General features: G+C 47.5%; 21 protein-coding genes and 2 pseudogenes. 9 read left to right on the top strand and 14 right to left on the bottom strand.

What is annotated here, in order from left to right:
- The first annotated feature begins 28 nt into the window (after window positions 1–28).
- The 4 genes and pseudogenes from gltS (at window position 29) to EAO37_RS02460 (ending at window position 5,372) form a co-directional block, all read left to right on the top strand.
- Window positions 29–1,259 (top strand): annotated as a pseudogene (gene gltS / locus EAO37_RS02475) (sodium/glutamate symporter).
- A gap of 24 nt (window positions 1,260–1,283) precedes the next feature.
- The gene (locus EAO37_RS02470) at window positions 1,284–2,300 is read left to right on the top strand and encodes a bifunctional diaminohydroxyphosphoribosylaminopyrimidine deaminase/5-amino-6-(5-phosphoribosylamino)uracil reductase (RefSeq protein ID WP_120951496.1); all 1,017 of its coding nucleotides are present in this window, start codon (window positions 1,284–1,286) and stop codon (window positions 2,298–2,300) included.
- The gene (locus tag EAO37_RS02465; protein ID WP_205589733.1) at window positions 2,270–2,980 is read left to right on the top strand and encodes a methyltransferase; all 711 of its coding nucleotides are present in this window, start codon (window positions 2,270–2,272) and stop codon (window positions 2,978–2,980) included. Before EAO37_RS02470 ends, EAO37_RS02465 begins: the two co-directional genes overlap by 31 nt.
- On the top strand, window positions 2,973–5,372 hold the full coding sequence (locus tag EAO37_RS02460; RefSeq protein ID WP_120951350.1) for a heavy metal translocating P-type ATPase: 2,400 nt from the start codon (window positions 2,973–2,975) through the stop codon (window positions 5,370–5,372). The genes EAO37_RS02465 and EAO37_RS02460 overlap by 8 nt, the downstream gene beginning before the upstream one ends.
- Here the strand turns inward: EAO37_RS02460 and speA are convergent.
- From speA to EAO37_RS02445, 3 genes and pseudogenes are all read right to left on the bottom strand, one after another.
- Window positions 5,369–7,237, bottom strand: coding sequence for an arginine decarboxylase (gene speA / locus EAO37_RS02455; protein ID WP_120951348.1), 1,869 nt, complete (start codon window positions 7,235–7,237; stop codon window positions 5,369–5,371). The genes EAO37_RS02460 and speA overlap by 4 nt on opposite strands.
- Before the next feature lie 69 nt (window positions 7,238–7,306).
- A pseudogene (gene carB / locus EAO37_RS02450) lies at window positions 7,307–10,530 on the bottom strand (carbamoyl-phosphate synthase large subunit).
- A 143-nt stretch (window positions 10,531–10,673) separates the two neighbouring features.
- Entirely contained in the window at window positions 10,674–11,744 is a 1,071-nt protein-coding gene (locus tag EAO37_RS02445) for a BspA family leucine-rich repeat surface protein (protein ID WP_120951346.1), read from the bottom strand.
- A 114-nt stretch (window positions 11,745–11,858) separates the two neighbouring features.
- Between EAO37_RS02445 and EAO37_RS02440 the strand changes: the two genes are divergently transcribed.
- Window positions 11,859–12,254, top strand: a complete 396-nt coding sequence (locus tag EAO37_RS02440; protein ID WP_120945808.1) for a DUF1104 domain-containing protein — start codon at window positions 11,859–11,861, stop codon at window positions 12,252–12,254.
- 107 nt (window positions 12,255–12,361) lie between these two features.
- Here EAO37_RS02440 and EAO37_RS02435 read toward each other — a convergent pair whose 3' ends face one another.
- From EAO37_RS02435 to EAO37_RS02390, 11 genes are all read right to left on the bottom strand, one after another.
- On the bottom strand, window positions 12,362–12,913 hold the full coding sequence (locus EAO37_RS02435; protein WP_120945810.1) for a hypothetical protein: 552 nt from the start codon (window positions 12,911–12,913) through the stop codon (window positions 12,362–12,364).
- Between the two features lie 14 nt (window positions 12,914–12,927).
- Window positions 12,928–14,064: an alanine racemase gene (gene alr / locus EAO37_RS02430; protein ID WP_120951344.1), complete on the bottom strand. Its 1,137-nt coding sequence runs from the start codon at window positions 14,062–14,064 to the stop codon at window positions 12,928–12,930.
- Window positions 14,045–15,400 (bottom strand): sodium:alanine symporter family protein, encoded by a 1,356-nt coding sequence (locus EAO37_RS02425; protein WP_120951342.1) that lies wholly within the window; start codon window positions 15,398–15,400, stop codon window positions 14,045–14,047. The genes alr and EAO37_RS02425 overlap by 20 nt, the downstream gene beginning before the upstream one ends.
- Window positions 15,397–16,638 carry an FAD-dependent oxidoreductase gene (locus tag EAO37_RS02420; RefSeq protein WP_120945816.1) on the bottom strand — a complete coding sequence of 414 codons (1,242 nt, stop codon included), beginning with the start codon at window positions 16,636–16,638 and terminating at the stop codon, window positions 15,397–15,399. The genes EAO37_RS02425 and EAO37_RS02420 overlap by 4 nt, the downstream gene beginning before the upstream one ends.
- Before the next feature lie 9 nt (window positions 16,639–16,647).
- On the bottom strand, window positions 16,648–17,022 hold the full coding sequence (locus EAO37_RS02415; protein WP_120945818.1) for a RidA family protein: 375 nt from the start codon (window positions 17,020–17,022) through the stop codon (window positions 16,648–16,650).
- 47 nt (window positions 17,023–17,069) lie between these two features.
- Window positions 17,070–17,285 (bottom strand): SPOR domain-containing protein, encoded by a 216-nt coding sequence (locus EAO37_RS09530; RefSeq protein ID WP_235853087.1) that lies wholly within the window; start codon window positions 17,283–17,285, stop codon window positions 17,070–17,072.
- Window positions 17,286–17,606: 321 nt separating this feature from the next.
- Complete coding sequence (locus EAO37_RS09525; RefSeq protein ID WP_240451701.1) at window positions 17,607–18,086, bottom strand: hypothetical protein; 480 nt, start codon at window positions 18,084–18,086, stop codon at window positions 17,607–17,609.
- 30 nt (window positions 18,087–18,116) lie between these two features.
- A complete protein-coding gene (locus tag EAO37_RS02405) occupies window positions 18,117–18,659 on the bottom strand; it encodes a DUF1882 domain-containing protein (protein WP_120951340.1) in 543 nt (180 codons plus the stop codon).
- 9 nt (window positions 18,660–18,668) lie between these two features.
- Window positions 18,669–19,913 (bottom strand): serine hydroxymethyltransferase, encoded by a 1,245-nt coding sequence (locus EAO37_RS02400; RefSeq protein WP_120951338.1) that lies wholly within the window; start codon window positions 19,911–19,913, stop codon window positions 18,669–18,671.
- A 1-nt stretch (window position 19,914) separates the two neighbouring features.
- Window positions 19,915–21,405, bottom strand: coding sequence for a lysine--tRNA ligase (gene lysS, locus EAO37_RS02395; RefSeq protein WP_120951336.1), 1,491 nt, complete (start codon window positions 21,403–21,405; stop codon window positions 19,915–19,917).
- Between the two features lie 9 nt (window positions 21,406–21,414).
- Entirely contained in the window at window positions 21,415–21,966 is a 552-nt protein-coding gene (locus EAO37_RS02390) for a CvpA family protein (protein WP_120945925.1), read from the bottom strand.
- 113 nt (window positions 21,967–22,079) lie between these two features.
- Here EAO37_RS02390 and EAO37_RS02385 point away from each other — a divergent pair, with 113 nt between their 5' ends.
- From EAO37_RS02385 to EAO37_RS02370, 4 genes are all read left to right on the top strand, one after another.
- A complete protein-coding gene (locus EAO37_RS02385; RefSeq protein WP_120945924.1) occupies window positions 22,080–23,366 on the top strand; it encodes an apolipoprotein N-acyltransferase in 1,287 nt (428 codons plus the stop codon).
- Window positions 23,367–24,005, top strand: coding sequence for an ATP-binding cassette domain-containing protein (locus EAO37_RS02380; RefSeq protein WP_120951334.1), 639 nt, complete (start codon window positions 23,367–23,369; stop codon window positions 24,003–24,005). It begins immediately after the preceding gene.
- A 141-nt stretch (window positions 24,006–24,146) separates the two neighbouring features.
- Window positions 24,147–25,622, top strand: coding sequence for a catalase (locus tag EAO37_RS02375; RefSeq protein ID WP_120951332.1), 1,476 nt, complete (start codon window positions 24,147–24,149; stop codon window positions 25,620–25,622).
- A gap of 178 nt (window positions 25,623–25,800) precedes the next feature.
- A complete protein-coding gene (locus EAO37_RS02370; RefSeq protein WP_120945921.1) occupies window positions 25,801–26,022 on the top strand; it encodes a hypothetical protein in 222 nt (73 codons plus the stop codon).
- Window positions 26,023–26,054 lie beyond the last annotated feature (32 nt).

Raw genomic sequence — 26,054 nt, 5'->3', positions numbered from 1 at the left:
TTACGCTTTAATTAAATGGAGGTAAGCGGTGAACACAATCTCTTTAGATGTCTATGGGACTTTGGTGTGCATGGTGGGGGTGTTATTATTGGGGCGTTGGATCATCTCTAAGATCAAATTCCTGCGCGATTACGACATCCCTGAGCCGGTGGTGGGGGGAGTGTTGGTGGCTTTAGCTGTCTTGATCGCGCATAAATTTTACGATTTTAAATTGGTGTTGGACTCTTCTTTAAAAACCCCGCTTATGTTGACTTTTTTTTATCACCATTGGTCTAAGCGCGGATTTTGCCTCTTTGAAAAAGGGGGGCAAAATGCTAGGCATTTTTGTCGCGGTCGTGGGGGTGTTTGTGGTGGTGCAAAATGCTGTGGGGGTGGGGATTGCTAGCCTCATTGGAGCTAATCCTTTGATGGGACTCTTGGGGGGCTCGATCTCGCTCATTGGCGGGCATGGCACCAGCGCGGCGTGGTCTGATGTCTTTGTCAAAGCCCCCCACAATTTTGCTGAAAGCCTAGAGGTTTCTATCACTTGCGCGACCTTTGGATTAGTGAGCGGGGGGCTCATTGGGGGACCTGTGGCGCGTTATTTGATTAAAAAATACAGGCTAGAACCCAGCCAGCAAGATAGGGAGCGCATGGAGCAAGAGCCCCCCAGTGTCTTTGAAACTCCCAAAAAAGAACGCTTGATCACCGCGAGCAGTTTCATAGAGAGTTTAGCCCTAGTAAGCATCGCGTTATTAGTGGGCACTCTGATCTCTAAAATGGCGCATGTCAAGGTGGGCGGGGTAACCTTGCCCACCTTTGTATGGTGCTTGTTTGTGGGGGTGGTGTTGCGCAATCTGCTCTCTTATTCTAAAATTCATAAGGTTTTTGATCGCGAAGTGAGTGTGATTGGGAATGTGAGCTTGAATCTCTTTTTGGCTTATGCTTTGATGAGTATCGATTTGCTCAAACTCGCGCATTTAGCTTTACCCATTATGATTATTTTGAGCGTGCAGGTGGTGGTGATGATTCTCTATAGTATTTTTGTAACCTTTAGAGTCTGTGGCAAAAATTACGATGCGGCGGTTTTGAGCGCGGGGCATTGTGGCTTTGGTTTGGGCGCAACCCCCACCGCGATGGTGAACATGCAAACTATCACCACCCACTATGGGCATAGTCATGTCGCCTTTCTAGTCGTGCCCCTAGTGGGGGCGTTTTTTGTGGATATTATTAACGCGGTCGTGATCAAGAGCTTTTTAGCTCTGCCCTTTTTCCACTAAAGGCAAGTCTTGTTTTCTCTTTTAATGCACGCTTGCGTAAAAAAGGCTTGGGAGGTGCAAACTTTAGCTTTGCCCAATCCTAGTGTCGCGTGCATGGTGTTAGATCAAAACTATCAGCTTTTAAGCCTGCAAGCCCACGCCAAAGCGCACACCCCCCATGCCGAAGTGCGCGCCCTAGCAGAGGCGTTTAACGCGCTTAGCCCTACCCCCGCTCCTAAGGACATTGACCCCTTAGACAAGCAAGCCAATTACGACTTTCTAGCCCAACACCATAGCGATCTCTTTAAAGAGTGCACCCTTTTAGTTACCCTAGAGCCCTGCAACCACTTTGGCAAAACCCCCCCCTGCGCGGCTCTGTTGAGCACAATCAAGCCTAAGCGCGTTATCGTGGGCGCGCGCGAACAAAACCCCAAAGCAATGGGCGGACTAAAACGCTTACAAGAAGCCGGGATTGAGGTTGTGGTGCTAGACTTACCCGCCTGCTATGATTTGCTCACCCCCTTTAAATGCCTATCTAGTAAGGGGGTGTTTAATCTGTTTAAGATCGCCACGAGATTAGATGGCAATTATCAGGGCAAGATTTCGGGGGCAAAGAGTTTAGCTTTCAGCCATAACCAGCGCGGGGTGGCCAATACTCTCATCATCTCCGGGCAGAGCGCGCGCACCGATCGCCCCTTGCTTGATCACCGCTTTGCTAATCCCCTTTATCAAGACCGCCTTTGTGATGTGGCGATTTTGAGCAGAAATCCTATTATAGATCGCACTCTACCCCTCTTTGGCGTGGGTGGGCGCGCAGTGCAACTACACACCCGCGTGCAGGATTTACCCCTGTTAAAAGGCTTTAATATCATTGAGGGAGGTTGGCATTTGCTAGAGAGCTTGCAAGATCATATTGATATGCTCTTAACTCATACCAACACCTCCCTAGAACCCCACCAGCCCATCCCCCACCACGCACAAGCCCACTTCACCCCCTTGCATGCCCAAATCTTAGACCACGACCTGCTCACATGGCACTCTTGCGGCTCTACCAACCCTTAAAAGGGTATGCCTACAATAGCGATAGTCTCTTTTTAGCCCATTTTGCCCGCCCCTTTATCAAAAAACACGCCAAACTCTTAGATGTGGGCGCGGGCTGTGGGGTAGTGGGATTATTGTGCGCTAGAGAATGGAACAATCCCCTAGACTTGCTAGAAATTGACCCCAATTTGGCTTTTTGTGCTCAGAAAAACAGCGCACACGCCCCCCATGCACGCGTGATTTGTGCTAACTTTTTACAAGCCAGTCTTGATACTTACGATTGCATTCTCTCCAATCCGCCCTATTACCCCCACAACAGCCCCCAAAGTCCTAACCCCCAGATTGCGCGCGCCACTAACCAAAGCTTTTTGCCCTTAGATGAGCTGTGCGCTAAAGTCTATAGCCTTTTAAAACCTCAAGGCTACTTTATTCTCTGCTACCATGCCAGCTTGAGCGATGCCCTACTTTTTGCCCTGCAAAATGCCAAACTCAACCCTGTGAGTCTGCGCTTTGTGCATCCTTTTGCGCATAAAAAAGCTAGCTTAGTGCTCTGCTGTGCGCGTAAGAGTTCTAAAAGTTTGTTAGAAATCCAAGCTCCCTTAATCACCCACAACTCCAAAGATCAGCGCGATGTAACCTCTGAGGTGGCTAGCATTTACGCCTGTGCCCAAACTTACAGCATTAAGGCGCAAATTGGATAAAATCCCCTGCGCGCATTGCCAATTACCCTACCCCCCTCGCGCCCTTAAAGAGGTGTCAACCCCTGAGCAAACTTTGTATTTTTGCTGTGCGGGCTGTGAGAGCGTGTATTTTTTACTGCATTCCTTGGAGCTAGAGAATTTTTATGACAAACTAGGAGATAAAACTCTCCAGCCTGTGCAAACTCCCCAAGACATTTACACCCATTATGACACCCCCCAATTCTTGCAGGCTTTCAGCACGCCCTTAGAGGGGGGGTTGTTAGAGGTGGCTTTAATTTTAGAAAATATCCATTGTGCGGCATGTATTTGGCTCATTGAACATGTGCTCTTAAAACAAGAGGGGATAGAGAGCGTGCAGGTCAATTACACCACGCATAGGGCGTATATCCGCTTTGACCCCCAGCTCATCCTCCTCTCAAAAGTGCTGCACACCATTGAGGCGATTGGCTACCATGCGCGTATCTTTGATCCCAAAGTGCATGAAAGAGACGCAAAAAAACAATATTACCGCCACTATGTGGCTTTAGTGGTGGGCATTTTCTCTACCATGAATGTGATGTGGATTGCCATTGCTAACTACGCGGGCTATTTCTCTGGGATGGATACAAGTATGGGTTTTAAACTCAATATCGCCTCGTGGGTGTTGAGCAGTTTGACCCTCTTTATCACGGGCGCAGGGTTTTTAAAAGGGGCGTTTTATGGGCTGAAAAATGGCTTTTTTGGCATGGATTTAAGTGTGAGTTTGGGCGCGCTCACGACCTATATTTATTCCATCTACGCTACCTTTCACGCCCAAGACCCCTATTTTGAATCGGTGAGCATGATTATCACGCTGGTTTTTATTTCTAAATTCTTAGAGCTCAAGGCAAAACATAGGGCTAATGCTATGCTAGATGGTTTGCAGGATAGTTTGAATCTGCAAGTCATGCTCTTGCGCGAAGGGGAGGGGGGGGAGATAGAACGCTGTGTGGTGTCTCCTGAGCAGGTTCAAATAGGCGATCGCATCGAGGTGCTCAGTGGGGAGAGCGTGGCATTAGATGGGGTGTTACTGAGCGCACACGCGCAAGTGAATAGCCAAATTGTCAATGGAGAAATCGCCCCTTTGAGTCTGCACGCCAATGATCCCATTCTCTCAGGCTATAGCAATGTGGGAGCGCGTTTTATCTACCGCGTGCATACCCCCTTTAAACAATCTTTTTTAAGCCAAATGGTGTGCCTCATCCAAAAGAGTTTCACCCAAAAGCCCCAAATTCAACTGCATGCAGATAAGCTAGCCCAGCGTTTCACAAAGATCGTGCTCCTCATCACTCTAGCTAGCTTGCTAGGTTGGGGTTTTTTAGGCGGGGTGTGGGAGCGCGCGCTAGTGGTTAGCGTGAGTGTGCTCATCATCGCCTGCCCCTGCGCCTTTGCCCTAGCCACCCCGATCGCTTTAGTGTTGGCAACTAATCGCGCTTTCAAGCAGGGGATTTTATGCAAACAAGCCGCAAGCTTAGAAACTTTAGCCAAAGTTACGCGTGTGTTTTTAGATAAAACCGGCACACTCACCACGCCCGCGCTCCAAGTGCAAGATTGTAAAGTTTATGCAGATTACAACCCCCATTGGCTTTTGAGCTTGCTTTTAAATAACCCCCATCCCATCTCTAAGGGAGTGCGTGCATGGATGGAGCAACACTTAGAGCCCCAAGCTAGCACACCCCTAGAGTCTTTGAGTCAAGAAGTGGGGGGCTTAAGGGGGGTGATTGATGGGCATGTCTTATTAGGGGGGAGTGTGGATTACTTGCGCGCACAAGGGATAGAGATTGCACAGCAAACTCAAGAAAGCCACTTTGCCTATAGCGTAGATGGGGAGCTTAAAGCCCTCTTTAGCCTGCACGCCCCGCTCAAACCCGACAGCTTGCAGAGTGTGCGCGCCTTGCAAAACATGGGGCTAGAGTTAGAAATTTTAAGCGGAGATGCCAGCGTGCAGGCGCACCATATCGCCAAAGAACTTAATATCCCCTGCCACGCCCCCCTAAGCCCTGAGCAAAAGCTAGAACATATCCAAAGCGCGTTAGCACGCGGGGAAATCGTGGCGATGGTGGGCGATGGGATGAATGATGCGCCCGCTCTGGCTCAAAGTCAGGTGTCTTTGTGCATGTATGAAGGGCACAACTTAAGTCTCTTGCATAGCGATGTGATTTTGTTAAACACCTCTTTTGCAAGCGTGCTTAACACCTTTAAAATCGCCAAACAAGCCCATAGACGCGTGCGCCAAAATTTGCTCATCAGCGCGCTTTATAACGCTTTGCTCATCCCTTGTGCGCTGTGTGGATTGGTAAATCCCCCCCTAGCCGCTTTAAGCATGAGCTTAAGTTCTTTATTGGTGGTGGGGAATAGTTTTAGAAAATTTTAATCCTGCAGAGCCAAAGTGCGCAAATACCCATTTTCACTCAGCATCACATAGAGTCGTCCTAGCACCTCTTGTTTGTCCTCTAAGTCTAATAAATCGCTCTCTTCGATCTTTTGCTTTAAAAGTCGCTCAATTTCTTTAGTGTCGTAATCCAAATCCTCTAGCGCATCTAAGATAGTTTGGGCTTCCATGATATTTTCAATATGGTAGGGTTCTTGACTATCTGCATCATGGATATACACGCAACACTCAGTAGGGTGGGTGAAGAGATTATGGCGCATGCCTAGCACCTCTTGATATGCCCCTACTAGAAAAAAGCCTAGAAAATACTCCTCCTCGCGCACATTCACATCGTGCAAAAAGAGGGGCTTATTTTTATTAAAGCTAATCTCCCCATCGCTATCACATGTAATATCCCACAAACTCGCACTTCTAGTAGGCGCGCTCTCTAGTTTGTGCAGAGGCATCACAGGAAAACTCTGTTTCAAACCCCAATAATCGGGCAAACTCTGAAAAAAGGAGCAATTAAGCAAATAGCGTTCTTGCACCTGCTCTTGGATTTTAATGATGTCATTGTGATCTTTATGGCTTAAAAACCCAATGGCTTTTTTGATAATGAGATGCCCTAGCACCTCCGCATTACTGCGATCTTGCAGATCAATATAACCCAAATCAAAGAGGGTAAAAAGCGATTCCATATGCTCTAGGCTGTCATGCAGGTATTCAATGGCGTTTTTAGCATTGATATTGTGGTAGAGGTCCTCCATCTCCGCCACTAGGGGGGGGTTGTGCTCTTTGAGGTGTAAAATACTCTCATCATAGTCTTGAGAGAAGAGTTCAAGCACGGGGGCGACCAGCACGGCATGCGTGGCACTAATAAAACGCCCCGATTCAATAAAGATATTAGGTTCTAACTCTTGTTTGTGTTTGACAATCTCTTTAAGTAAAAACACCACATCCCCGGCAAATTCCTCTAAGGTGTAATTGCGCTCGCATTGGTGTTTGTGCTGGGCGTATTCAATAGCTAACCCGCCCCCAATATTCACGCTATCTAAATTAAACGCTCCCATTTTGCGCAATTCGGCATAAATATTGCCCGCTTCTTTAAGGGCTTTTTTAAGAGGGGTGATGTCACTAATTTGGCTACCAATATGAAAGTGAATCATGCGTAGCTGTGCGGTGAGGGCGTGATCTTCTAAAAGGCGCATCGCTTCTAATAGCTCGGTGCTAGCTAGTCCAAATTTGGCATGAATGCCTGTGCTCTTAGCCCACATCCCCACCCCTGAGCTGTGCAAGCGCACCCGAATGCCAATTTTAGGGCAGAGTTTGCTACTGCTAATCCCGCGCGCGCGCGCCACCTCTAAAATAGTCTTAAGCTCATTGAGCCCCTCAATGGTCAAAGTGATGTCAGCGCCCATGCTCGCAGCGATAAAACCTAGCTCAATCATTTCTTTATCTTTAAAGCCATTGACTGTAATAGGCGCGCCCTCTTGAATATAACTCATCGCTAAAATGAGCTCTGCCTTGCTCCCTGCCTCTAAGCCATAACACCCCTTAAATTGCTTAGAAATCTCCACTAAAGGCAACACAAAATGGGGCATGTGATTGACCTTGAGGGGAAAGACTGCCTTAAAAGCCCCGCTGTAGTTATACTGCTTAATCGCCTGTGAAAACATGTTAAAAAGCTTTTCAACCTGTTTGCCAATTAAATGAGGGAGGCGCAAAAGCAAAGGTCCTTTAAAACCTTGCTCGCGCATGTCTAGCACGATGTCTAATAAGCTAGGCTTGCACCCGGCATTGATTTTAACCAAACCCCCCTCAATGAGAAAATCCTCTTTGCCCCAATAATCTAAGCCATAAGTTTGCATGCATACCCCTTAAAAGGGTGCAGTATAGCAAAAATGCCTAATCTTTACTCCTATCATGCCAGATGTAAGTCATTGTTGTAACTCCTGCAAACTCACCGGGGGGTTGTGCTTGAATTTGGAGTATTCTAACAGGCTTAAAAGCACCTTTTCTACGGCTTTAAGCGTGGTGAAGTAAGAGATTTTGTTTTTGAGCACCTGCATGCGGATGATTTTAGAATCTTCGCTCACCCGATCGCTGGTGTTGATCGCCATGTCTATTTGCTGGTTGAGCATGAAATCTGAAATATTAGGTCGCCCCTCAGAGATTTTAAGCACCTGCACGCTCTCTAGCCCCTCAGCTAATAACGCCTTATGGGTGCCCGTGGTCGCATAGAGCTTAAAGCCAAGGCTAGCAAAAGCGCGCATTAAAGGCATCGCCCTTTGTTTGTCGCTATCTTTCAAGGACACAAAGAGATTCCCGGAGAGCTTAATGGGGTTATTACAAGCCAGCTGGGATTTGTAAAAGGCTTCGGCTAAAGTGTGCCCCACCCCCGCCACCTCGCCCGTGCTTTTCATCTCAGGTCCTAGCACCAAATCCGCCCCATAGAGTTTATTAAAGGGGAATACGCTTTCTTTGACAAAAACATAATTTAAGGGCTTGGCTAAGAACAACCCCCCGCCTTTATTTTCTAGCCCCTTAAAGTCCTCTAGGCGTTGTCCCACCATCACGCTTATAGCCATTGCCGCAAGGTCTAGCCCCAAAGCTTTAGAGACAAAGGGCACGGTGCGCGAGCAGCGGGGGTTGATTTCTAGCACAAAGAGTTGGTTATTTTTATAGGCAAATTGGATATTGACTAGCCCTAAGATTTGCAAACCTAAAGCGATTTTCTTTGTTTGGCTATAGACCTCATCTAAGAGTTCAGAGCTTAAAGCAGGGGGGATAAAACAAGTGCTATCCCCGGAGTGAATACCGGCCGGTTCGATGTGCTCTAGCACGCTACACACAAACACGCTTTTTTGATCGCAAATGGCATCCACATCTAGCTCTAGCGCGTCCTCTAAAAAGGCATCCATGAGCAGGCTAGTCTCAAAGCTGTAGTTTTCTATGTACTCTAAACACTCCTCTTTGCTGCGTAAAATGCGCATTTTGCCCCCCCTAGCACAAAACTAGGGCGCAAGATCAAGGGCAAATCTAGCCTTTCTAAATACTCTAGGGCTTGTGCTTTAGAGTTGGCGCACAGCCCCTTGGGGTAGGCGATATTCAAGCTATCTAGTAGCTTATGGCATAAATCGCGCTCTTCGGCGATCTCAATGTTTTTAAAGGCGGTGCCTAACAAGGGGATATTTAAGGCTTCTAAGTCTTTGGCAATTTTAAGCGGGGTTTGCCCCCCAAAACCCACCACCACGCCTAATAAATGATCTCTCTCGCGTGCTACAATCTCTAAAACATGCTCTAGGGTGATAGGCTCAAAATAAAGCGTGTCGCTGGTGTCATGATCGGTGCTAATGGTCTCTGGGTTATTATTGATGATGATAGGGCTTAGTCCCATTTTTTTAAGCGCAAGGCTGGCATGTGTCAAAGCATAGTCAAACTCCATCCCCACCCCGATTTTATTGGCACTCGAGCCGATGAGGATGACCTTAGAGCGGGTGGATTTGGGCGGGTTGTTGTGGGCGGGAAAAAAGGGGGCGTAGGTGCTGTATAAATAAGGCGTGGGGCTTTTAAACTCGTTCGCGCTCAAATCCACTTGGTACATTTTGGGGTGCAAGTCCAGTGCCTCCCTAGCTTGGTGCACCTCTAACTCAGCGATACCTAAGAAACTAGCAATCAACGCGTCGCTTAAACCCATGCTCTTAAGCCTAAATAGGGCTTGTTTGTCGCTTAATAGGGCTTGTTTGTCAGCCTCTTTTAACTCTAGCAAGGCTTGCACGATTTCTTTGATCTCATTTAAAAAGTAGGGGTCAATGTAGCAAAGAGCATGCACCTCATCCACACTTAAGCCATCGCTAAAAGCGTGCATGGCATAAAGTAAGCGTTTGGGGTTAGGACGGCGCAATTCTTTTTTCAAAAACTCCAAATCTAAAGAATCTTCTAAAAAGGCGCGCAGATTCTTTAAGAGGTAATCACTCTCTAGGGCTTTCATCAAACTTTCTTTAAAGCTCCCCCCAATGCCCATCACCTCCCCAATGCTCTTCATAGAAGTGCCCAAAGTGGTATCCACTTGGGGGAATTTTTCAAAGTCAAAATGCGGAATCTTAGTGATGATATAATCTAGCGTGGGTTCAAAGCAAGTGGTGCTTTGGGTGATGTCATTTTGAATCTCTTCTAAAGTGTGTCCTAGAGCTAAAAGTGTGGCGACTTTGGCGATGGGAAAGAGAGTCGCCTTGCTGGCTAGCGCGGAGCTACGGCTAACGCGTGGGTTCATTTCAATGACTAATAAACGCCTATCTTTAATGGCAAATTGCACATTTGCCCCCCCTGTATCCACCCCCACCGCACGCAACACCGCAAAGCTAGCATCGCGCATGCGTTGGTATTCTTTATCGGTCAAAGTCAGGGCGGGGGCTATGGTGATGCTATCGCCCGTGTGGATGCCCATCGGATCGACATTTTCAATACAGCACACGATCACGCAATTATCCTTACAATCGCGCACCACCTCCATTTCAAACTCTTTACAGCCTAATAAACTCTCTTCAATCAAAATTTCGCTAATGGGCGAGGCTTCTAGGGCAAATTTGGCTAAGTCTCTAAACTCCTCAATGTTAAAAGCAACACTGCTCCCCTCCCCCCCTAGCGTAAAACTTGAGCGGATAATACAAGGAAAGCCCACCTCTTTAACGACCGCTAAAGCCTCCTCCTCGCTATAGGCATACCCCCCTTTGGGTAAATCTAGCCCAATGCCTTGCATGCACTCTTTAAACGCCCGCCGATCCTCTGCCTTTAAAATGCTCTCAATCTTAGCCCCTAAGAGTTTGACATTCTTAAGCGCGCCCTCAAAATGCCCCTGCTGGTGCAACTCCACCATGATGTTTAACGCTGTTTGCCCACCCATGGTGGGTAAAATCGCCTCTATGCCCTCTTGCTGGACAATTTTAAGCACATTTGCCGTGTTGATGGGCTCAATGTAGGTTTTATAGGCTAGGGCTTTATCGGTGTTGATGGTGATAGGATTAGAGTTTAACAACACCACCTCATAGCCCAAGCTTTTAAGCGTTTTAAGGGCAATGCTAGAGGAGTAGTCAAACTCGCACGCCTGCCCAATGACAATAGGACCCGAACCAATGAGTAAAATTTTCTTAAAGTTTTGCATGGGGGGGATTATAGCAAAAGTTGGGGCTGGGGCGTAGGGTTAGCCTTAAGTCTTAGCCTTAATAAGCCCTATGATCCCCTAGTCTAGTTTTAAGTGTAGCCCTAACAAGGCGCGAGCCCCCTTAAGTCCCTTGGGGGTCTGGGTTATTTACGCTCGTGAAAAGTCAATGGGTCATGACCATTAAGGCGTTCGCAATCCTCAAACATATTCTCGTAAGTTTCAACATTAAGAATAAAAAAATTCCAAGTTGTTAAATACTGGTCAAAATTTGCGCAACCCTTAAACATCTCATCCATATTCTTTACATTAGAAATCTTCCAGTCATTTAAGGGCTGATTAAATTTATAGCAATCTAAAAACATGCGTTTCATGCTTCTTACCCTAGAAACATCCCAATTTTGAAAAGGTTGGTTAAAAGATTCGCACCCGTGAAACATCTCCTCCATGTTCTCCACGCTAGAAACATCCCAATCATCCAATGATTTATTAAAGTTCTCACAACGCTGAAACATGTGGCTCATGTCTTTTACCTTAGACACATCCCACTGAGAAATCTTGTGGTTAAAGTGTATGGCGTTATAGAACATGCCCCGCATATTGCTTACATGCGAAGTGTCCCAATTTTCCAGCCCTTCAAAGTTTTTACGGGTGAAGGCTGGGGCATACCCCCCAGAGAAATTAGAAAACACAAAACTCAAATCCGTGATTTGGCTAATGTCAATCTCGCCCAAATGCACGCTCTCATCGGCGACTAATTTTTTAAGCTCCTCCTTGCTTTGGGGGTGGTATTTTTTAGCCATTTTTGGTGGGGCTTTGGGGCTAGTGGGGGTATTTAAGGCGGGGTGATCTTTAAGAGCGGCTAGCACGCCCTCTATATCTAAGATATTTTGCTCTAAGGGGGCTAGAGAGTCTAACGCCTCTTTTGCACTGCTGGCTTGCTCTAGGCTGGCTAAAGGGGTGCTTAATTTAGCTCTAATGCGTTTGAGTTGGATGAGAGCTTGCTCTAGGGTGGAGTCGTCCTCTAAGCTAGCGTAATGCTCATCTAGGGCTTGGCTAAAATGAGCGATCGCTTCTAACAACGCGCTAAATTTGGCGTGCAACTCTGTAACTTCGGCTTGAATGTCTAAGCCCTCCTCTAGCACACTTTTAGCCAAACGGCATGCGCGCTTAGTGGTTTTGATCTCTTGTTCTAACTTTTCTAAGACTTGTTGCATGGCAATTCTCCCAAATAGAATAAGACACTATTATATCACAAACGGGCTCACTGCTCAGAAAACATCAGCAATCCATGTTACAATACTCAGGGTAATACATTTGAGAGGATGGGCATGCATAAACGCACTTTAATATTAGCTTTCTTGGCTGTGGGGCTGGCTTGGGGACAGGATTTTGCTAAGTTGAGCGATGAGGAGTTGCTTAAAATCGCGGGCACTCTGCCAGCTAGTCAGGCTCTTAACTACCGCATGGAAGTGGTGAAACGCTTGAGAGCACTTGATGAGGAGCACAAAAAAGAGTTTAAAAAGGCTTTTGCTCAGAGCGCACAAACAAATTTAAAAAAGATGAGTTGGAGAGAATTCTCCCACATGCGCGAGCAGGTGCGTGGCTATCTAGCTAAGGCTAAAAAGAAACACAGCTCCAAAGAGCTTGAGGCGATGGGTTTGAATATTGACATCTGCAAGGGCAAAGAACGCCGTGTTTGGTGTGCGCTTAAGAGCTCTCATTAGCATGTCCTGTTTAAAGAGTGATGGGTGTGCGTAAACTTCTAAGAAGTTGGACTTGGCGTGCCTAACCTTATTCTTGACTGGGTGAAAGAGACATTAGTAACTCCATCTTACATAGCTAAAGATGATGCCAAGAAAACAAGCCCCAATGAGGCAAAAACCAGTACGAGAGCTAGAGGCAAATAGCGCAGAGCCCAAAACCAAAAGCCATACCATAGGCATAGATAGAAAAACACCACTATGATTTGGGGATTGCGGATATTGTTAGGGTCAATGTAGAGCACAAAGATCACATATAACACTAGAAAGATTCCCAACATCAAATGCGTCCATCTCACACAAAAACATGCCCATAGTGTCGTGATCACTAGGGGCGGTAAATAGACCTTGAAGTCATAGATATGCGTATAGCCGTAAACTCTAAAGAGAAACAAGGAGAGGATCACAAGAGCCCAAGCCACCCCTATTGCAAGGGGTTTTTTAGGCCAACTCCCTAAGATTAGACTAGCTACATGCCCATAATACCAAATCCAAAGAGGCGTGAGAATATCCCCAAACATGAGTTTGACTTTGGGTGATTGCACAATGGCAAGACCATTGATAGCAGAGAGAAGCAAAAATAGCATACTCGTGGTGATGGCATGCAAGGGGTTAGCGCACATGATTTTTATTGCTTTCAAGCTAAATACACGCGCGGGAGGCGTTTAGTGAGCATGGTAATAGCTTCATAATTGATAATGCCTAAGATTTTAGCGATGTCTCCTGCTCCCATTGCCCCACTTGCAGGCTCGCCCAAGAGAATCACCTCATCGCCCTCTTGGGCTTTTATATCGCCCACATTGATAAAGCATTGATCCATGCACACCCCCCCGATGATGGGCACTTTTTGCCCATGCAAGAGCCCCCAAGCCTTGTTGCCCAAAATTTTAGAAAAACCATCCCCATAGCCTAAGGGTAAAACCCCTACGCGGGTATTTTTCATGCAATAGTAATCCTCTCCATAGCCCACCAGTCTGCCCGCTGGAATGTCTTTCAAGCTCACAATCTGGGCTTTGAGGGTGAGGACATGGCGCAGAGAAAATCCCTTTTTCTCTAGGGCATCTTGGGTGTATATGGAGGGGTGCAAACCATAGAGAGCCAAGCCCACGCGGGCTAAATTCATGCCATAGCTGGGCATGCTCAGTGCGCACGCGCTATTAGCCATGTGCTGGTATTTAAATTCTAATCCCATGCCTTTGAGTTGATCTATAAATTCTACAAAGCGCGTGGCTTGCTCATGGGCGTAAGTTTTATAGAGCGCGTCCGCATTGCTGTGGTGGGTGAAAATGCCCTCTAGTTCTAACCCTTTAAGCTGGGCGATCTTGGCGATTACAAGCGCGCTTTGCTGAGTGGGGAAAAAGCCCAAGCGACTCATGCCCGTATCCACTTTGATATGCACCTTGAATTTGCGCCCTAATTGGCATGCGACCTCAGAGAAATAGCGTGCCTGCTTTTCACAAAAGAGGGTTTGGGTGATATTAGCTTGGATGAGTCCTTGTGCCATATGGCTGGGGGTGAAACCTAGAATTAAAATAGGCGCTTTTTCAAAGCGCGCGCGCAATTCTAGGGCTTCATCGTAGGTAGCCACCCCCAAATACCCCGCCCCCTGCTCTAAGAAAATATGACTAGCTTCCAACACCCCCACCCCATAGGCGTTCGCTTTCACCACCGCCATAATAGTTATCTCATTCCCTAACAATGCGCGCATGACTTGGAAATTATGCGCTAGAGCGTGGGTGTCAATCTCCACATAGCTAGCGCGTGTGGGTTGCATAGACACCCTGTTGCAACGCGCTAAAGTAAGACTTGGTTTCAGCCAACACGACTTTATGGAGTAAGAGCAAAGCGATGAGATTGGGGATCGCCATCAGCGCGTTGGCGATGTCAGAAAAATTCCACACAAATTCTAACTTGGTGAGCGCGCCCACAAAAATGCCTACCAAATAAAGCAGGCGGTAAGCGATGATGTAATTAGCCCCAAAGGTGAATTCCACACTGCGTTCTCCATAATAAGCCCAGCCCACAATGGTAGAGTAGGCAAAGAAAATAATAGAGGCAAAGACAATCCAGCCCCCATCAGGGTAAAAATAACGCACACTCTCATAGGTAAGTAAATTCGCGTCATGGAGTTGGTGATAAACTGGGGTCATGAGCACCAATAGCGCGGTGGAAGTGCAAACGACCATGGTGATGATCAAGGGTTGTAACATGGTGATTAAGGCTTGTTTGACCGGGTGCGCGCTCTTAGAGGCAGCTGCCACAATAGCCGCACTCCCCATACCCGCCTCATTAGAGAAAAGTCCTTTAGAAACCCCGATTTGGATAATGCTCAATAAACTCACCCCTCCAGCCACGCCCCCTAAGAGTGGTTGGGGGTGGAAGGCTTGGGCGAGGATGAGTTGCAAAGCGTCTAAAGCCGCGCTAGGGTGGGTGAGCACGATATAGCAAGTGGTGAGCACATACAAGAGCACCATGAAAGGCGCGAAATAATCGCTAAACTTGCTGATAGATTTGATCCCTCCCATTAAGATTAGACCCGTAATAAAGGTGATAAGCACGCCTGAGAGCCAAGTGGGCATAGAGGCGTGGTGTAATAGAATAGAAGAAACAGCGTTTGCCTGAGTCATGCTCCCAATGCCAAAGGAGGCGATCAAGGTGAATAGGGCAAAGACAAAGGCGAGCTTGGGCATGTGTAGTCCGTTTTTGATGTAATACATCGGACCGCCCTTGTAACCAAATTTGCCCACTTCGCGGTATTTGAGCGAGAGCACCCCCTCAGCGTATTTGGTCGCCATCCCCACAATGCCCGTAACCCACATCCAAAAAATACTCCCCGCCCCTCCCATCACGATCGCCACAGACACCCCAATAATGCTCCCAATCCCCACGGTCGCCCCAATGGAGAGCATCAAAGAGGAGAATTGTGAAATGTCGCCATGGGAGTGTTTGTCGCGCGTGCAAAGCACTTTGAAGGCATGGAAAGCCTTGCTAAATTGAATCCCCTTGAGCAAAAGGGTGTAAAACAGCCCCGTGCCCACCAACAAGACTAATAAGGGTAAGCCCCACACCCACTCTCTGATAATTTCTAAAATGGAATTGAGGGTATTCATTCTCTAAAAAAGGCTGAAAAGAGCATAATATCCGCGCTCTTTTCATTGCAACCACAAGCGATCAATTCCGCGATGATCTTGCCCACCGCTGGAGCAAAGGTCATCCCCAGCCAGCCTAAGCCCGTGGCGTGAATCAAGTTGCTATAGTGCGCATCATAACCCAAATAGGGGATGTCATTGGGAGTAAGAGGTCTAAACCCGCTCCATTCTTGGACATTTTGCATCTCAAAAGGGCGCGTAAAGGTGGTGAAATTTTTCTTAATATTGTCAATTTGGGCGCGCACAACTCCGGGATCGTTCGTATTGAGCTCAAGTTTGGAAGTGATGCGCACGCTGTGGCGGCGCGGGGTCATGGCTAAAAAAATGTCGGCAAACAGAGAGGAAGTTTTAGGTTTGAGCTCTTCGGGCATTTCAAAAGTCAGACTATAACCTTTAGCTCCCATCATCAAAAAATCATTATGGGTTTTTTTGAGCAAATAAGGGCTAGCCCCAGTGGCTAAAATAATCGTGTCGGCACTAAACTTCCTGTGGTTAGTGGTGATCGCGCTGATCTTTTGGGTGTTAAACTCAAAGTCTAGCACTTCTTCGTTGTAATAAAACTCCACCCCGGCATTTTGTAAATACCCCTGTAAACTCTCCATCACTTCCCTAGCGTCCACATGGGCGTTTTCTTTTAATAACACACTCCCACAGATGTTTTCTTCGCGCGCTATGGGCATGTAGTCTAGCGTAGCTCTAGGATCAAAGATTTCATAGGTGTTAGGATCGTAATGCGCGCAGGCTTTGATCTTTTTCTCGAAGTTCTCTTTGAGCGTGTAGATCATCAACAACCCATCTTGCTTAAACCAAAAGTCCATGCCCTTGTCTAACATTTCATGGTAGATTTCCAAACTCATTGTGCCATAGCGTTCAAACAGAGCTAAAGTGCGCTTGAGAGATTTTGCGTTGGCACTCCTGACAAATTTCCATAGCCATTTGTAGAGTTGGGGATTGAGTCCCCAGTGGATATTCAAAGGGGCTTGTCCTTTGAGCATAAGCTTGAGTGTGTCGCACACCACGCCCGGGTTAGACAGAGGGGCTTTTTTAAAAGCAGAGAGCAGACCCGCATTGCCAAAGGAGGTCCCATCACTCCCATCTGTCTGTTCGATGAGAGTAACTTCACGCCCGGCGTGATGCAGGGCGTAAGCACAGCTCAAACCTACAATGCCACCACCCACCACCACGACATCTTTTTGCATGCTCTCTCCCTATTTTTGGGCGATGGCTTCTATTTCCACTAAGCCATCTTTGGGGAGTTTAGCCACTTGGAAAGTGGCACGCGCTGGGTAGGGCTCTTTAAAATAGCCCCCATAAATTTCATTCACTAGCGCAAAATCCTCTAGGTTTTTGAGCAAAATCGTGGTTTTGACCACCGCGCTAAAATCTAAGCCGGCTTCTTTAAGAATGGCGCGCATGTTCTCCATCGCCTGCTTAGTCTGCTCTTTGATCCCCCCTGTAAACTCCCCACTTTTAGGATCGATACCTAATTGCCCGGAGATAAAGACTAAGTTGTGGCTTACAACCGCTTGGGAGTAGGGACCAATCGCCTTAGGGGCGTTCTGGGTGCAAATTTCGATCTTCATGTGTGCTCCTTGAAAATAAAAAGCCCCATTATAGCAAATCTAGACGGCTATTTGATCTCTACATGCACGGGCTTGGCGACATTATGGCTCACTTCTTCCAATTTGGCATCAGCTTGTTCTCTTGTGTTATAGGGTCCAATTAAGTAGCGTTTTTGCCCATTGACGCTTTGTATCTGGTGGGGGTATTTCATGAAGGCTTCCATAAACTTAGGATTTGGTGTTTTGCTAAACACGCCCACCTGCAAGTAAAATCCTTTAGGCACGCCCTGCACTTGCGCCTTGGGGGCGTTTGGTTTTTCTCCCTTGACATGATCAAAGGGGATTTCTTCTGTTGTGTGGGGCTGGGGCTTGGTTGGGGGGTGGGGGGAGTTTTTAGCTCACTCTTGGCGACTTTAGGGGCTTCCTTAGGTTTTTCTGCCACCTTTTTAGACTCTATCTTGTGCTCTACCACCTTAGGAGCGCTCTTTTTGTGCTCCACCACTTTGGGGGGGCTTTTTTTCTCTATATTCCTGTGCGCTAACTTTTCATGTTTTTCATGCTTTGGTTTTTCATGCCCATGTTTTTCTCTCTCATGCTTTTGCTTTTCATGCTTGACTTTGGTGGCTTCTTTGGGCTGTTCTAGCGGGGGTTTGGGGTGTTGGGGTTCTATTTTTAAAGGAGGAGGTGGGGGGGGAGTTTTTATCTAGGGGGCTGGTGGGGAGCACAATGGGAGGTTCTGGCACTTTTTTGCACTTGCTTGGCTTGGATATCCTTGACAATTTGATCGAACTTGTCCTCCTCTTTTTTGGGGTGGCGGGTTCTAAAGTCAAGTTTTCAAAGCCCTTTTGATCAAAGTTATTGTCATGGAGATTGCCCACCTTTGACAAATGCTCTTCATGACTCCCAGCACTTTTAGCCGGCTCGCGCGTGCTCTTGTAAAACACTACTAGCACCACCCCCAAGATAATAAGACCCACTGCTAAAATGAGTAAAGTCTTCTTGAGTTTGGAGCTCTTCACTTCGTGCTCGTCTAGCGCCTCATTGAGTTGTTTGTTGAGATCCTTATTGAGTTCTGAATTATCCATGAGATTGTCCTTTTGAAGTTTTAAAGTCCATCACATATGCCTTGCCCAACTTGAACCCCTCTCTTTGGCAAAGACTTCATAGGGCAAGATCAAAATATTGAAAAGCAAGGGAAGATCGCTATTAGGAAAGGTGCGCCATTCATTGGGCAGGTTTTGGGCTAGTTTCATGGACAAAGTCTTGGCTAGCCTATAGCCCTCACTTAGCTCCGTGTGTCCCTTGTGCACATACAAATGCAAATGCCCGGGGGTTTTGCTCTCGTAGGCAGTAAAGTTGATATAACCCTCTTCGCGCAATAAGAGTTGCGCCTTGTGGTAAAAGCGATCAGGGGTGCGCCCATTGTAGTCAAAGACGATATTTTCTACCTTGTTATTAGGCAGGATCAAATTATGCGCGATGGTGGTTTCCTTGCGCCAATGCTTTTGGATCAGCACAGAAGTCAAACTAGCTTCTACCTTAGCAAACTTGTCGTAAAAACAACGCCCCAAATAAGTTACGCGTTGCCCCAAACCGGGCTGTTGCACGAAGTAGTGGCTTGTTTGTAACTTGATGAGTTGCAAATCCATTTCTACCATGCGACTCCCTTAGAAAATTGGACTTTCATAGCTTTTATAGCGCTTGGAAAACGCGATGATTTCCTCTTTAATGCGGGCGTGTTGCGCGCTATCTTGGATATTCTCTAGCACTTGGGCGATCTTGTGTGCGATGAAGACAAAATCTTGCTCTCCCATGCCCCTGCTGGTGAGCGCGGCTGAACCCAGTCTTAACCCGCTAGTAAACATCGGGCTTCGTGTATCCCCGGGCACGCTGTTTTTGTTGGTGGTGATCCCCGCGTTATCTAGGGCGATTTGCGCGTCTTTACCACTATACCCATGCAAGCGCATCACGAGCAAGTGGTTATCACTCCCCCCACTCACCAACTCAAACCCATGCCCTAGTAAAGCTTGGGCAAGGGTTTGTAAATTGCGTTTGACTTGGATCGCGTAAGTTTTCCACTCTGGTTTGAGATTTTCTAAAAACCCTACGGCTTTAGCCGCGATCACATGCACCAAAGGTCCACCCTGCAAACCCGGAAAAAGCGCGCGATCGATTTTGCCAGCAATTTCTGGATCATCACTTAAAATCAACCCCCCCCTAGGACCTCTAAGAGTCTTGTGCGTGGTGCTACTGACCACATGGCAGTGGGGGAAGGGGTGGGGGTGCTCACCAGCCACGACCAACCCAGCGATGTGGGCTATATCACCCATCAAAAGCGCGTCTACCTCGTTAGCGATCTCTCTAAAACGCTTGAAATCGATCTCCCTAGGGTAGGCTGAATACCCGCACACGATGAGTTTAGGACGCACGACTTTGGCGATCTTTAACACCTCATCGTAATCAATCCAACCCTCTTCATTGACTCCATAGAAAAAGCCTTGAAAATGCTTGCCCGTCCAACTCACAGGTGAGGCATGGGTTAAATGCCCCCCACTGCTAAGTTCCATACCCAAAATTCTGTCATGGGGTTTTAATAGGGCGTGGTAGACTACCATATTGGCTTGGCTACCTGCATGGGGTTGCACATTGGCAAACGCGCAATTAAAGAGTTTTTTAGCCCGCCCTATGGCTAGCTCCTCAATTTTATCCACCACATCACAGCCCCCATAGTAACGCTTAAAGGGATACCCCTCTGCGTATTTATTGGTGAGCACACTTCCCATCGCCTCCATCACACTCTCAAAGGTGTAATTCTCGCTGGCAATCATCTCCAAATGTTCGCTTTGGCGTCGCCACTCTTGAAAGATGAGATCAAAAATTTGCGGATCGTTTGTTTGTAAATGGGAGTCCATATCACTCGCTTTGGTTGGATTTTAAAGGTTTCATAGCTGGGAAAAAGATCACATCTTTAATGCTTTTAGAATTGGTGAGCAACATCACCAAGCGATCGATGCCAATCCCCTCCCCAGCTGTGGGGGGCATGCCATGCCCTAATGCCCACACATAATCGCTATCCATAAACTGCGCCTCTTCATCCCCGCTCTCTTTGGCTTTAACCTGCTCTTCAAAGCGTTGGTGCTGATCTAGAGGGTCGTTGAGCTCACTAAAACCATTGGCGATCTCCTTGCCCGCGATGAAGAGCTCAAAGCGATCGGCGATGCTAGGGTCAATGTCGTTGCGCCGTGCTAGGGGGCTAATTTCAATGGGGTAATGTGTGATAAAAGTCGGGTTGATGAGCTTGGGTTCTACAAAGGTGTCAAACGCCTCTGTAAGCAAATGCGCGCCCCCCAACGCGCCATTCACATCCACGCCATTTGCTTGCAATAACGCGCTTAACGCCCCAGTGTCCTCTAGCAAGGCGTGGGTAAGCCCCCCGATCTCCACTAAAGCCTGTTTGAAAGGCATACAAGAAAACGCCCCAAAGTCAATTTCTACATCTCCATAGGGGAGTTTTGTGGGCAAGCCCAAATGCTCTAGCAACACGCCAAAGAGTTCTTTTGTCAGGGCGATCAAGTCCTCATAGGTCTTATACGCCCAATAAAACTCCAGCATGGTAAATTCAGGGTTATGGGAGTGATCCATGCCCTCATTTCTAAAATTGCGGTTAATTTCAAACACCGCCTCAAACCCCCCCACTACCAAGCGTTTTAAATACAATTCTGGAGCAATGCGCAAATAGCGCTCTACTTCTAAAGCATTGTGGTAGGTGATAAAAGGGCGCGCATTGGCTCCCCCGGCAATGGGGTGCATCATGGGGGTTTCTACCTCTAAAAAGCCCTTTTTTTCAAAAAACGCGCGCACACACGCAACAATAGCGCTGCGTTGTCTAAACACCTCCCTTACCTCCGGATTGGCGATCAAGTCTACATAGCGCTGGCGGTAACGCAATTCAATGTCGCTCAAGCCATGAAACTTCTCAGGCAAAGGCACAACTGCCTTAGTCAATATTTTATAAGAGGTGGCGTGTAGACTGAGCTCTTTGGTTTTGGTAACAAAGGGATAGCCAATGATATTGAGAATATCCCCCACTTCCACGCACTTTTTAAAGAGATCAAAGGCTTCTTGACCTAGATCGTTTTGTGAAAGATACACCTGTAGCAACGCGCTTTGATCCTCAATTTTAATAAAACACGCCTTCCCCATCAAACGCATAAACTTTACGCGCCCCACTAGCGCGTGTGTGTTAGCCATGTCTTTTTGTCCTACTTCTAGCGCGCTAAAGGTCTGTAAAAACTGCGCGTTGCTTAGGGATCGTTTAACACTGTTGTCATAGGGGTTACAATGGTGGGCGCGCAACTGCTGGGCTTTGCTTAGGCGTTGTCGGATATAAGGGTTGTCAAACATTGGGAACTCTTATGGGGTGTTTTGGGGGTGGTCAGTTTGGATTTCTTGGGCTTTGTTTTGAATCACCCTGCCCAATTCTTGGATTTCTGGGCGTTGCATCACATAGGCGGCTACTTCTTGCATGGTGGGGTAAAACTGGCTATTGGCACGCATGTAAGTATCCATCGCTTTCATGAACCCAAAGCGCGAAGCCCCATAGAGCAAAAAGGCAAAGACAAGATACATCTTAGCGCACGCAAAAACAAAGCCCAAAATTTTGTCGATCGCGCCCAAATTGCTAAAACTCACCGCCTTACTCACCACCACCCCCATGATCAAGAAGAAAATCCACACCCCTGCTAGCACCAGGGTAAAACCGATTAAACTTGCCATAGAGGGGCTGTGGAAATCATGGACATGCGCAGAAAACCACGCGCCCACGAGAGAGGCAAACCTAGAACCCATATACACCCCACACACGATCCCAAGAATCCCCGCTACCTCGTCAACCAACCCGTTGTAAAAGCCACGGATTCCTATGACAATGATAACAGCTACCAAGATCAGATCAATATAACCCATTAACGCACATTTCCAAGTGAATTTAAGACAATCTATCCTAGAATTATAAACTCTGTAAGCTTAAAATTATGGATATTTGACACACGCAAGGAACATGGTTGCCATCGCTAGGGATGAAAGATTGGGGTCGGCTTGTATTGCGCGCGCATTGGGGGCAAGCCTTGCTTTTTCTAGCACCCTTGTATGTGGGTGCTATGTTACCCAAGCACCCCTTAGCGCTAGTGATCCTAGAGAGTGTTCTAGCCCCCTTGGGCATGTGGGCATGCCTTAGCGTAGAAAAATCCAAGTCCTTTAACTTTGGCTTTCTGGTGGGTTTGGGCTTGTTTTATTGGTGCGCGTTGAGTTTTAGATACAGCGACTACGCTTTTTTGATCCCGCTTATGGTGATCCTAGTCGCTCTGTGCTATGGGGGGGTGTTTTATCTGCTCTGCTGGTTAGGCTCACCTCTTTATCGAGTGCTGGCATTATGGCTGGCTAGCTATATCCACCCCTTTGGCTTTGATTGGTTTGTGCCCGATGCCTTTTTTGCTTATTCGGTGTTCAAGGTGGACAAACTGAGTTTTTTATGCGTGCTTAGCGCTATTGCCTTGCTCAAACCCCAAAGCCAACGCTTTTTATTTCTCAGGACTTCCGCGCACTTCTATGCGAAGCTATTAGCCTGTGCGCTCTTTGTGTCAGCCATTGATTGGCACGCCTCTAGATCAAACCCCTCTTTTGCTCACCTCAAAGTCGCCACCACCCACACCGCCCAAGACCTCAAATGGCAACGCGATCACCTTCAAGAAATTGTCGCGCACAATTTGCAGATCATCCACCAAGCGATCGCCCAGCACAAACAAGTGGTGATCTTGCCTGAAACCGCCTTCCCTTTCGTGCTCAATACCAGCGCGTTTCTCTCTACCTTACTGGATTTAAGCGCGCGTATCACCATCATCACCGGCGCGCTCTACCAAGAAAAACGCATGCTTTACAATTCCACCTATGTATTTGCTAACAAGACCTACCAATACGCCCACAAAGTGATCTTAGCCCCCTTTGGAGAAACCATGCCCTTGCCTAAATTGTTAGCTGACTACCTAGAAAAACTCTTTTTTGGAGAGGCATTCTTTAGTTTGGGCAGTGGGGTTGCTTTTAGAGATTTTGATATTAAGGGGTTTAAATTCCGCCCCCTAGTGTGCTATGAGGGCACTAGCGCGCTGGCTTACCCGCATAGCCCAGACATCTTTGTGATTTTGAGCAATAACGCGTGGTTTGTGCCTAGCATTGAACCTTTTTTGCAACGCATGCTATTGAAATACTACGCGCGCCGCTTTGCCAAGAGCATTGTCCACAGCACGAATTTATCCCCCTCTTATATCTTAACCCCCACCCTGTTAGGCGATCAAAACATAGGACTGTAAATGCTAGAAGCCACCCGTATCGCACACCGCTTTGAAAACTGGCTTTATAGAGACTTGCACTTGAGCGTGCGCGCTGGACAATCCATCGCGCTCTTGGGGGTGAGTGGGAGTGGCAAATCTAGTTTACTCAACCACCTCTCCACCATGCTAAAGCCTTTAGAGGGGGTGGTGCGTTTGCTAGAATACGAAGACATCTATAGCCTGCCCATGAAAACTCTCTTGCATATCCGCCGTTATGACATTGGAATCATCTTCCAAGCCCATTATCTCTTCAAGGGTTTTAACGCGCTGGAAAACCTACAAGTGGCTTCTATTTTAAGCCAACAACCCATTTCCCAAGACTTATTAGACACGCTAGGAATCGCCCACTTGCTTAACTCCAGTGTGGGGGAACTTAGCGGGGGACAGCAACAACGACTCTCCATTGCGCGCATTCTCACTAAACGCCCCAAAATTATTTTTGCAGACGAGCCAACGGGCAATCTAGATCGCGCCACTGCCCTAGCTGTCATGCAGACCATGCATGCCTATATCCGCACCCAACAAGGCGCGCTTATTCTAGCTACCCATGATGAGAAAATAGCGTGCGATTGCACGCGCACTTATTTGTTAGAACAACAACGATTGAAATTACTCTAACCTATTGATTTTTAGGGTGTGCTCGCAAGAGCGCGGAATTTCTCAAAATTTGGCTATGTTGTGGATTGAAGCGGTTATTTTATGTTAGAATACGGGCGTGTTTCCTTACTAGGAAACTAGAATAACTGCAGAAAGGTTTTTATGAATCACCACAACAAAGATGTTACTCTGACCAATGCTGTGGGCGCGCCCATTGGGCATAATCAAGATGTCGCCACTGCCGGACCTAGGGGACCTGTCCTCTTACAAAACACATGGTTTTTAGAAAAGCTTGCCCATTTTGATCGCGAGCGCATCCCCGAGCGCGTGGTGCATGCTAAGGGTAGTGGGGCTTATGGGACCTTGAGCATCACCAACACCGAAATCACCAAATACAGCAAAGCCAAACTTTTTAGCGAGGTGGGTAAAGAAACCCCGTGCTTTTTGCGCTTTTCCACTGTGGCGGGCGAAAAGGGTTCAGCCGATGCCGAGCGCGACCCTAGAGGTTTTGCGCTCAAACTCTACACAGAAGAGGGCAACTGGGACATTGTGGGCAACAACACCCCTGTGTTTTTCATCCGCGATCCGCTCAAATTCCCCGACTTCATCCACACCCAAAAACGCCACCCCAAAACCAATTTAAAAGATGCGACTATGGTGTGGGATTTTTGGAGTCTAGTGCCCGAGAGCTTGCACCAAGTTACGATCTTAATGAGCGATCGGGGCATCCCTAAGAGTTACCGCCATATGAACGGCTATGGTAGCCACACTTTTAGCCTCATCAATGAAAAGAATGAACGCTTTTGGGTGAAATTCCACTTCAAGACCTTGCAGGGGATTAAAAATTTGACAAGCGAAGAGGCGGCAAAGATCCGTATGCACGACATGGACTCCCACCAGCGCGATCTCTTTGAAGCCATTGAGAAAAAAGATTATCCTAAATGGCGTTTTTGCGTGCAGGTGATGCCAGAGAGCGATGCCAAAGACTACAAATTCCACCCCTTTGATGTAACCAAAGTGTGGAGTCATAAAGATTACCCCCTGATTGAAGTGGGCATTTTGGAGCTGAACAAAAACCCTGAAAACTACTTTGCCGAAGTGGAGCAATCTGCCTTTAATCCTGCCCATGTCGTGCCCGGTGTGGGTTATAGCCCAGATCGCATGCTACAGGGGCGACTCTTTGCTTATGGGGACACCCACCGCTACCGCCTAGGCATCAACCACTCCCAGTTGCCCGTGAATGCCCCCCGTTGCCCCTTTGCCACTACTTCGCGCGATGGTTTCATGACAAGCGGACATTATGGCGCACAGCCCAACTACAACCCTAGCTCACTGCCGGGCTACAAAGAAGCCCCCCATGCACGCGAGCCCAAACTTGAGCTTGCTAAGCTTGAGGATGAAATGGCTGCTTATGCCTACAACTTCCGCGATTACGACACGGATTATTACACCCAAGCAGGCGATCTCTTTAGATTGATGCCCAAAGACGAACAAGAGCGCACCTGCCAAAACATCGCCGATGCCATGCAGGGCGTGCCCGAAGAGATCATCAAACGCCAGTTAGAACATTTCAAAAAAGCCGATGCCCACTATGGCAAGCGCATTGAGGAGCTGTGGCAAAAAGGTCTCCATAAATAGCCATGCGTAGGCGTGTCTTTTCAAGAGGGGTTTTGGGGGTGGGGGCAGTCGTCCGCGCTGGCTTTGTCCCCTCCCATTTTATAGCCATATCCGTTTTTGGGGTTTTTACGCCTACGATTGTTTTTTGGATGGTTGCGGGTATGGGGCGCACTCTATCTTACCAAATGCAGGAGTGTGAATGGAGTTTTTAAAGAAGCTGAGGTTTCCTAAAGAGTATAAGAGCAAACTCTTTTTGATCTATTGGTTGCGCTGGATGCTCTCTGCCGTGGTGATGTTGCCCTTCATGCACTTTTTTGAGTGGCTGGGCACGCCCCTTTGGATCAATCTCTTTTTAGGACAGACTATTGGGGCGATTATCTTCTTTAAGATCGACAAATTCATTTTTCGCAAGCAAGATTAACCCATTGGCGATGCTTTTATTAGGTGGGGGTT

Origin of the sequence: Helicobacter sp. L8, from assembly GCF_003660355.1 — a bacterium.
GTDB classification, from domain to species: domain Bacteria; phylum Campylobacterota; class Campylobacteria; order Campylobacterales; family Helicobacteraceae; genus Helicobacter; species Helicobacter labacensis.
This window is presented reverse-complemented; position numbering and strand designations above follow the sequence as displayed.

Bases quoted from the DNA above. Each gene is read 5' to 3' on its own strand.
- EAO37_RS02390 (WP_120945925.1), bottom strand. From the start codon at position 21,966: ATGGGTTATATTGATCTGATCTTGGTAGCTGTTATCATTGTCATAGGA.
- EAO37_RS02375 (WP_120951332.1), top strand. From the start codon at position 24,147: ATGAATCACCACAACAAAGATGTTACTCTGACCAATGCTGTGGGCGCG.
- lysS (WP_120951336.1), bottom strand. From the start codon at position 21,405: ATGTTTGACAACCCTTATATCCGACAACGCCTAAGCAAAGCCCAGCAG.
- EAO37_RS02400 (WP_120951338.1), bottom strand. From the start codon at position 19,913: ATGGACTCCCATTTACAAACAAACGATCCGCAAATTTTTGATCTCATC.
- EAO37_RS02385 (WP_120945924.1), top strand. From the start codon at position 22,080: ATGAAAGATTGGGGTCGGCTTGTATTGCGCGCGCATTGGGGGCAAGCC.
- EAO37_RS02380 (WP_120951334.1), top strand. From the start codon at position 23,367: ATGCTAGAAGCCACCCGTATCGCACACCGCTTTGAAAACTGGCTTTAT.
- EAO37_RS02370 (WP_120945921.1), top strand. From the start codon at position 25,801: ATGGAGTTTTTAAAGAAGCTGAGGTTTCCTAAAGAGTATAAGAGCAAA.
- EAO37_RS02470 (WP_120951496.1), top strand. From the start codon at position 1,284: ATGCACGCTTGCGTAAAAAAGGCTTGGGAGGTGCAAACTTTAGCTTTG.
- EAO37_RS02465 (WP_205589733.1), top strand. From the start codon at position 2,270: ATGGCACTCTTGCGGCTCTACCAACCCTTAAAAGGGTATGCCTACAAT.
- EAO37_RS02435 (WP_120945810.1), bottom strand. From the start codon at position 12,913: ATGTGCGCTAACCCCTTGCATGCCATCACCACGAGTATGCTATTTTTG.
- EAO37_RS02420 (WP_120945816.1), bottom strand. From the start codon at position 16,638: ATGCAAAAAGATGTCGTGGTGGTGGGTGGTGGCATTGTAGGTTTGAGC.
- EAO37_RS02415 (WP_120945818.1), bottom strand. From the start codon at position 17,022: ATGAAGATCGAAATTTGCACCCAGAACGCCCCTAAGGCGATTGGTCCC.
- EAO37_RS02440 (WP_120945808.1), top strand. From the start codon at position 11,859: ATGCATAAACGCACTTTAATATTAGCTTTCTTGGCTGTGGGGCTGGCT.
- alr (WP_120951344.1), bottom strand. From the start codon at position 14,064: ATGCAACCCACACGCGCTAGCTATGTGGAGATTGACACCCACGCTCTA.
- speA (WP_120951348.1), bottom strand. From the start codon at position 7,237: ATGCAAACTTATGGCTTAGATTATTGGGGCAAAGAGGATTTTCTCATT.
- EAO37_RS09525 (WP_240451701.1), bottom strand. From the start codon at position 18,086: ATGGATAATTCAGAACTCAATAAGGATCTCAACAAACAACTCAATGAG.
- EAO37_RS02405 (WP_120951340.1), bottom strand. From the start codon at position 18,659: ATGGTAGAAATGGATTTGCAACTCATCAAGTTACAAACAAGCCACTAC.
- EAO37_RS02445 (WP_120951346.1), bottom strand. From the start codon at position 11,744: ATGCAACAAGTCTTAGAAAAGTTAGAACAAGAGATCAAAACCACTAAG.
- EAO37_RS02425 (WP_120951342.1), bottom strand. From the start codon at position 15,400: ATGAATACCCTCAATTCCATTTTAGAAATTATCAGAGAGTGGGTGTGG.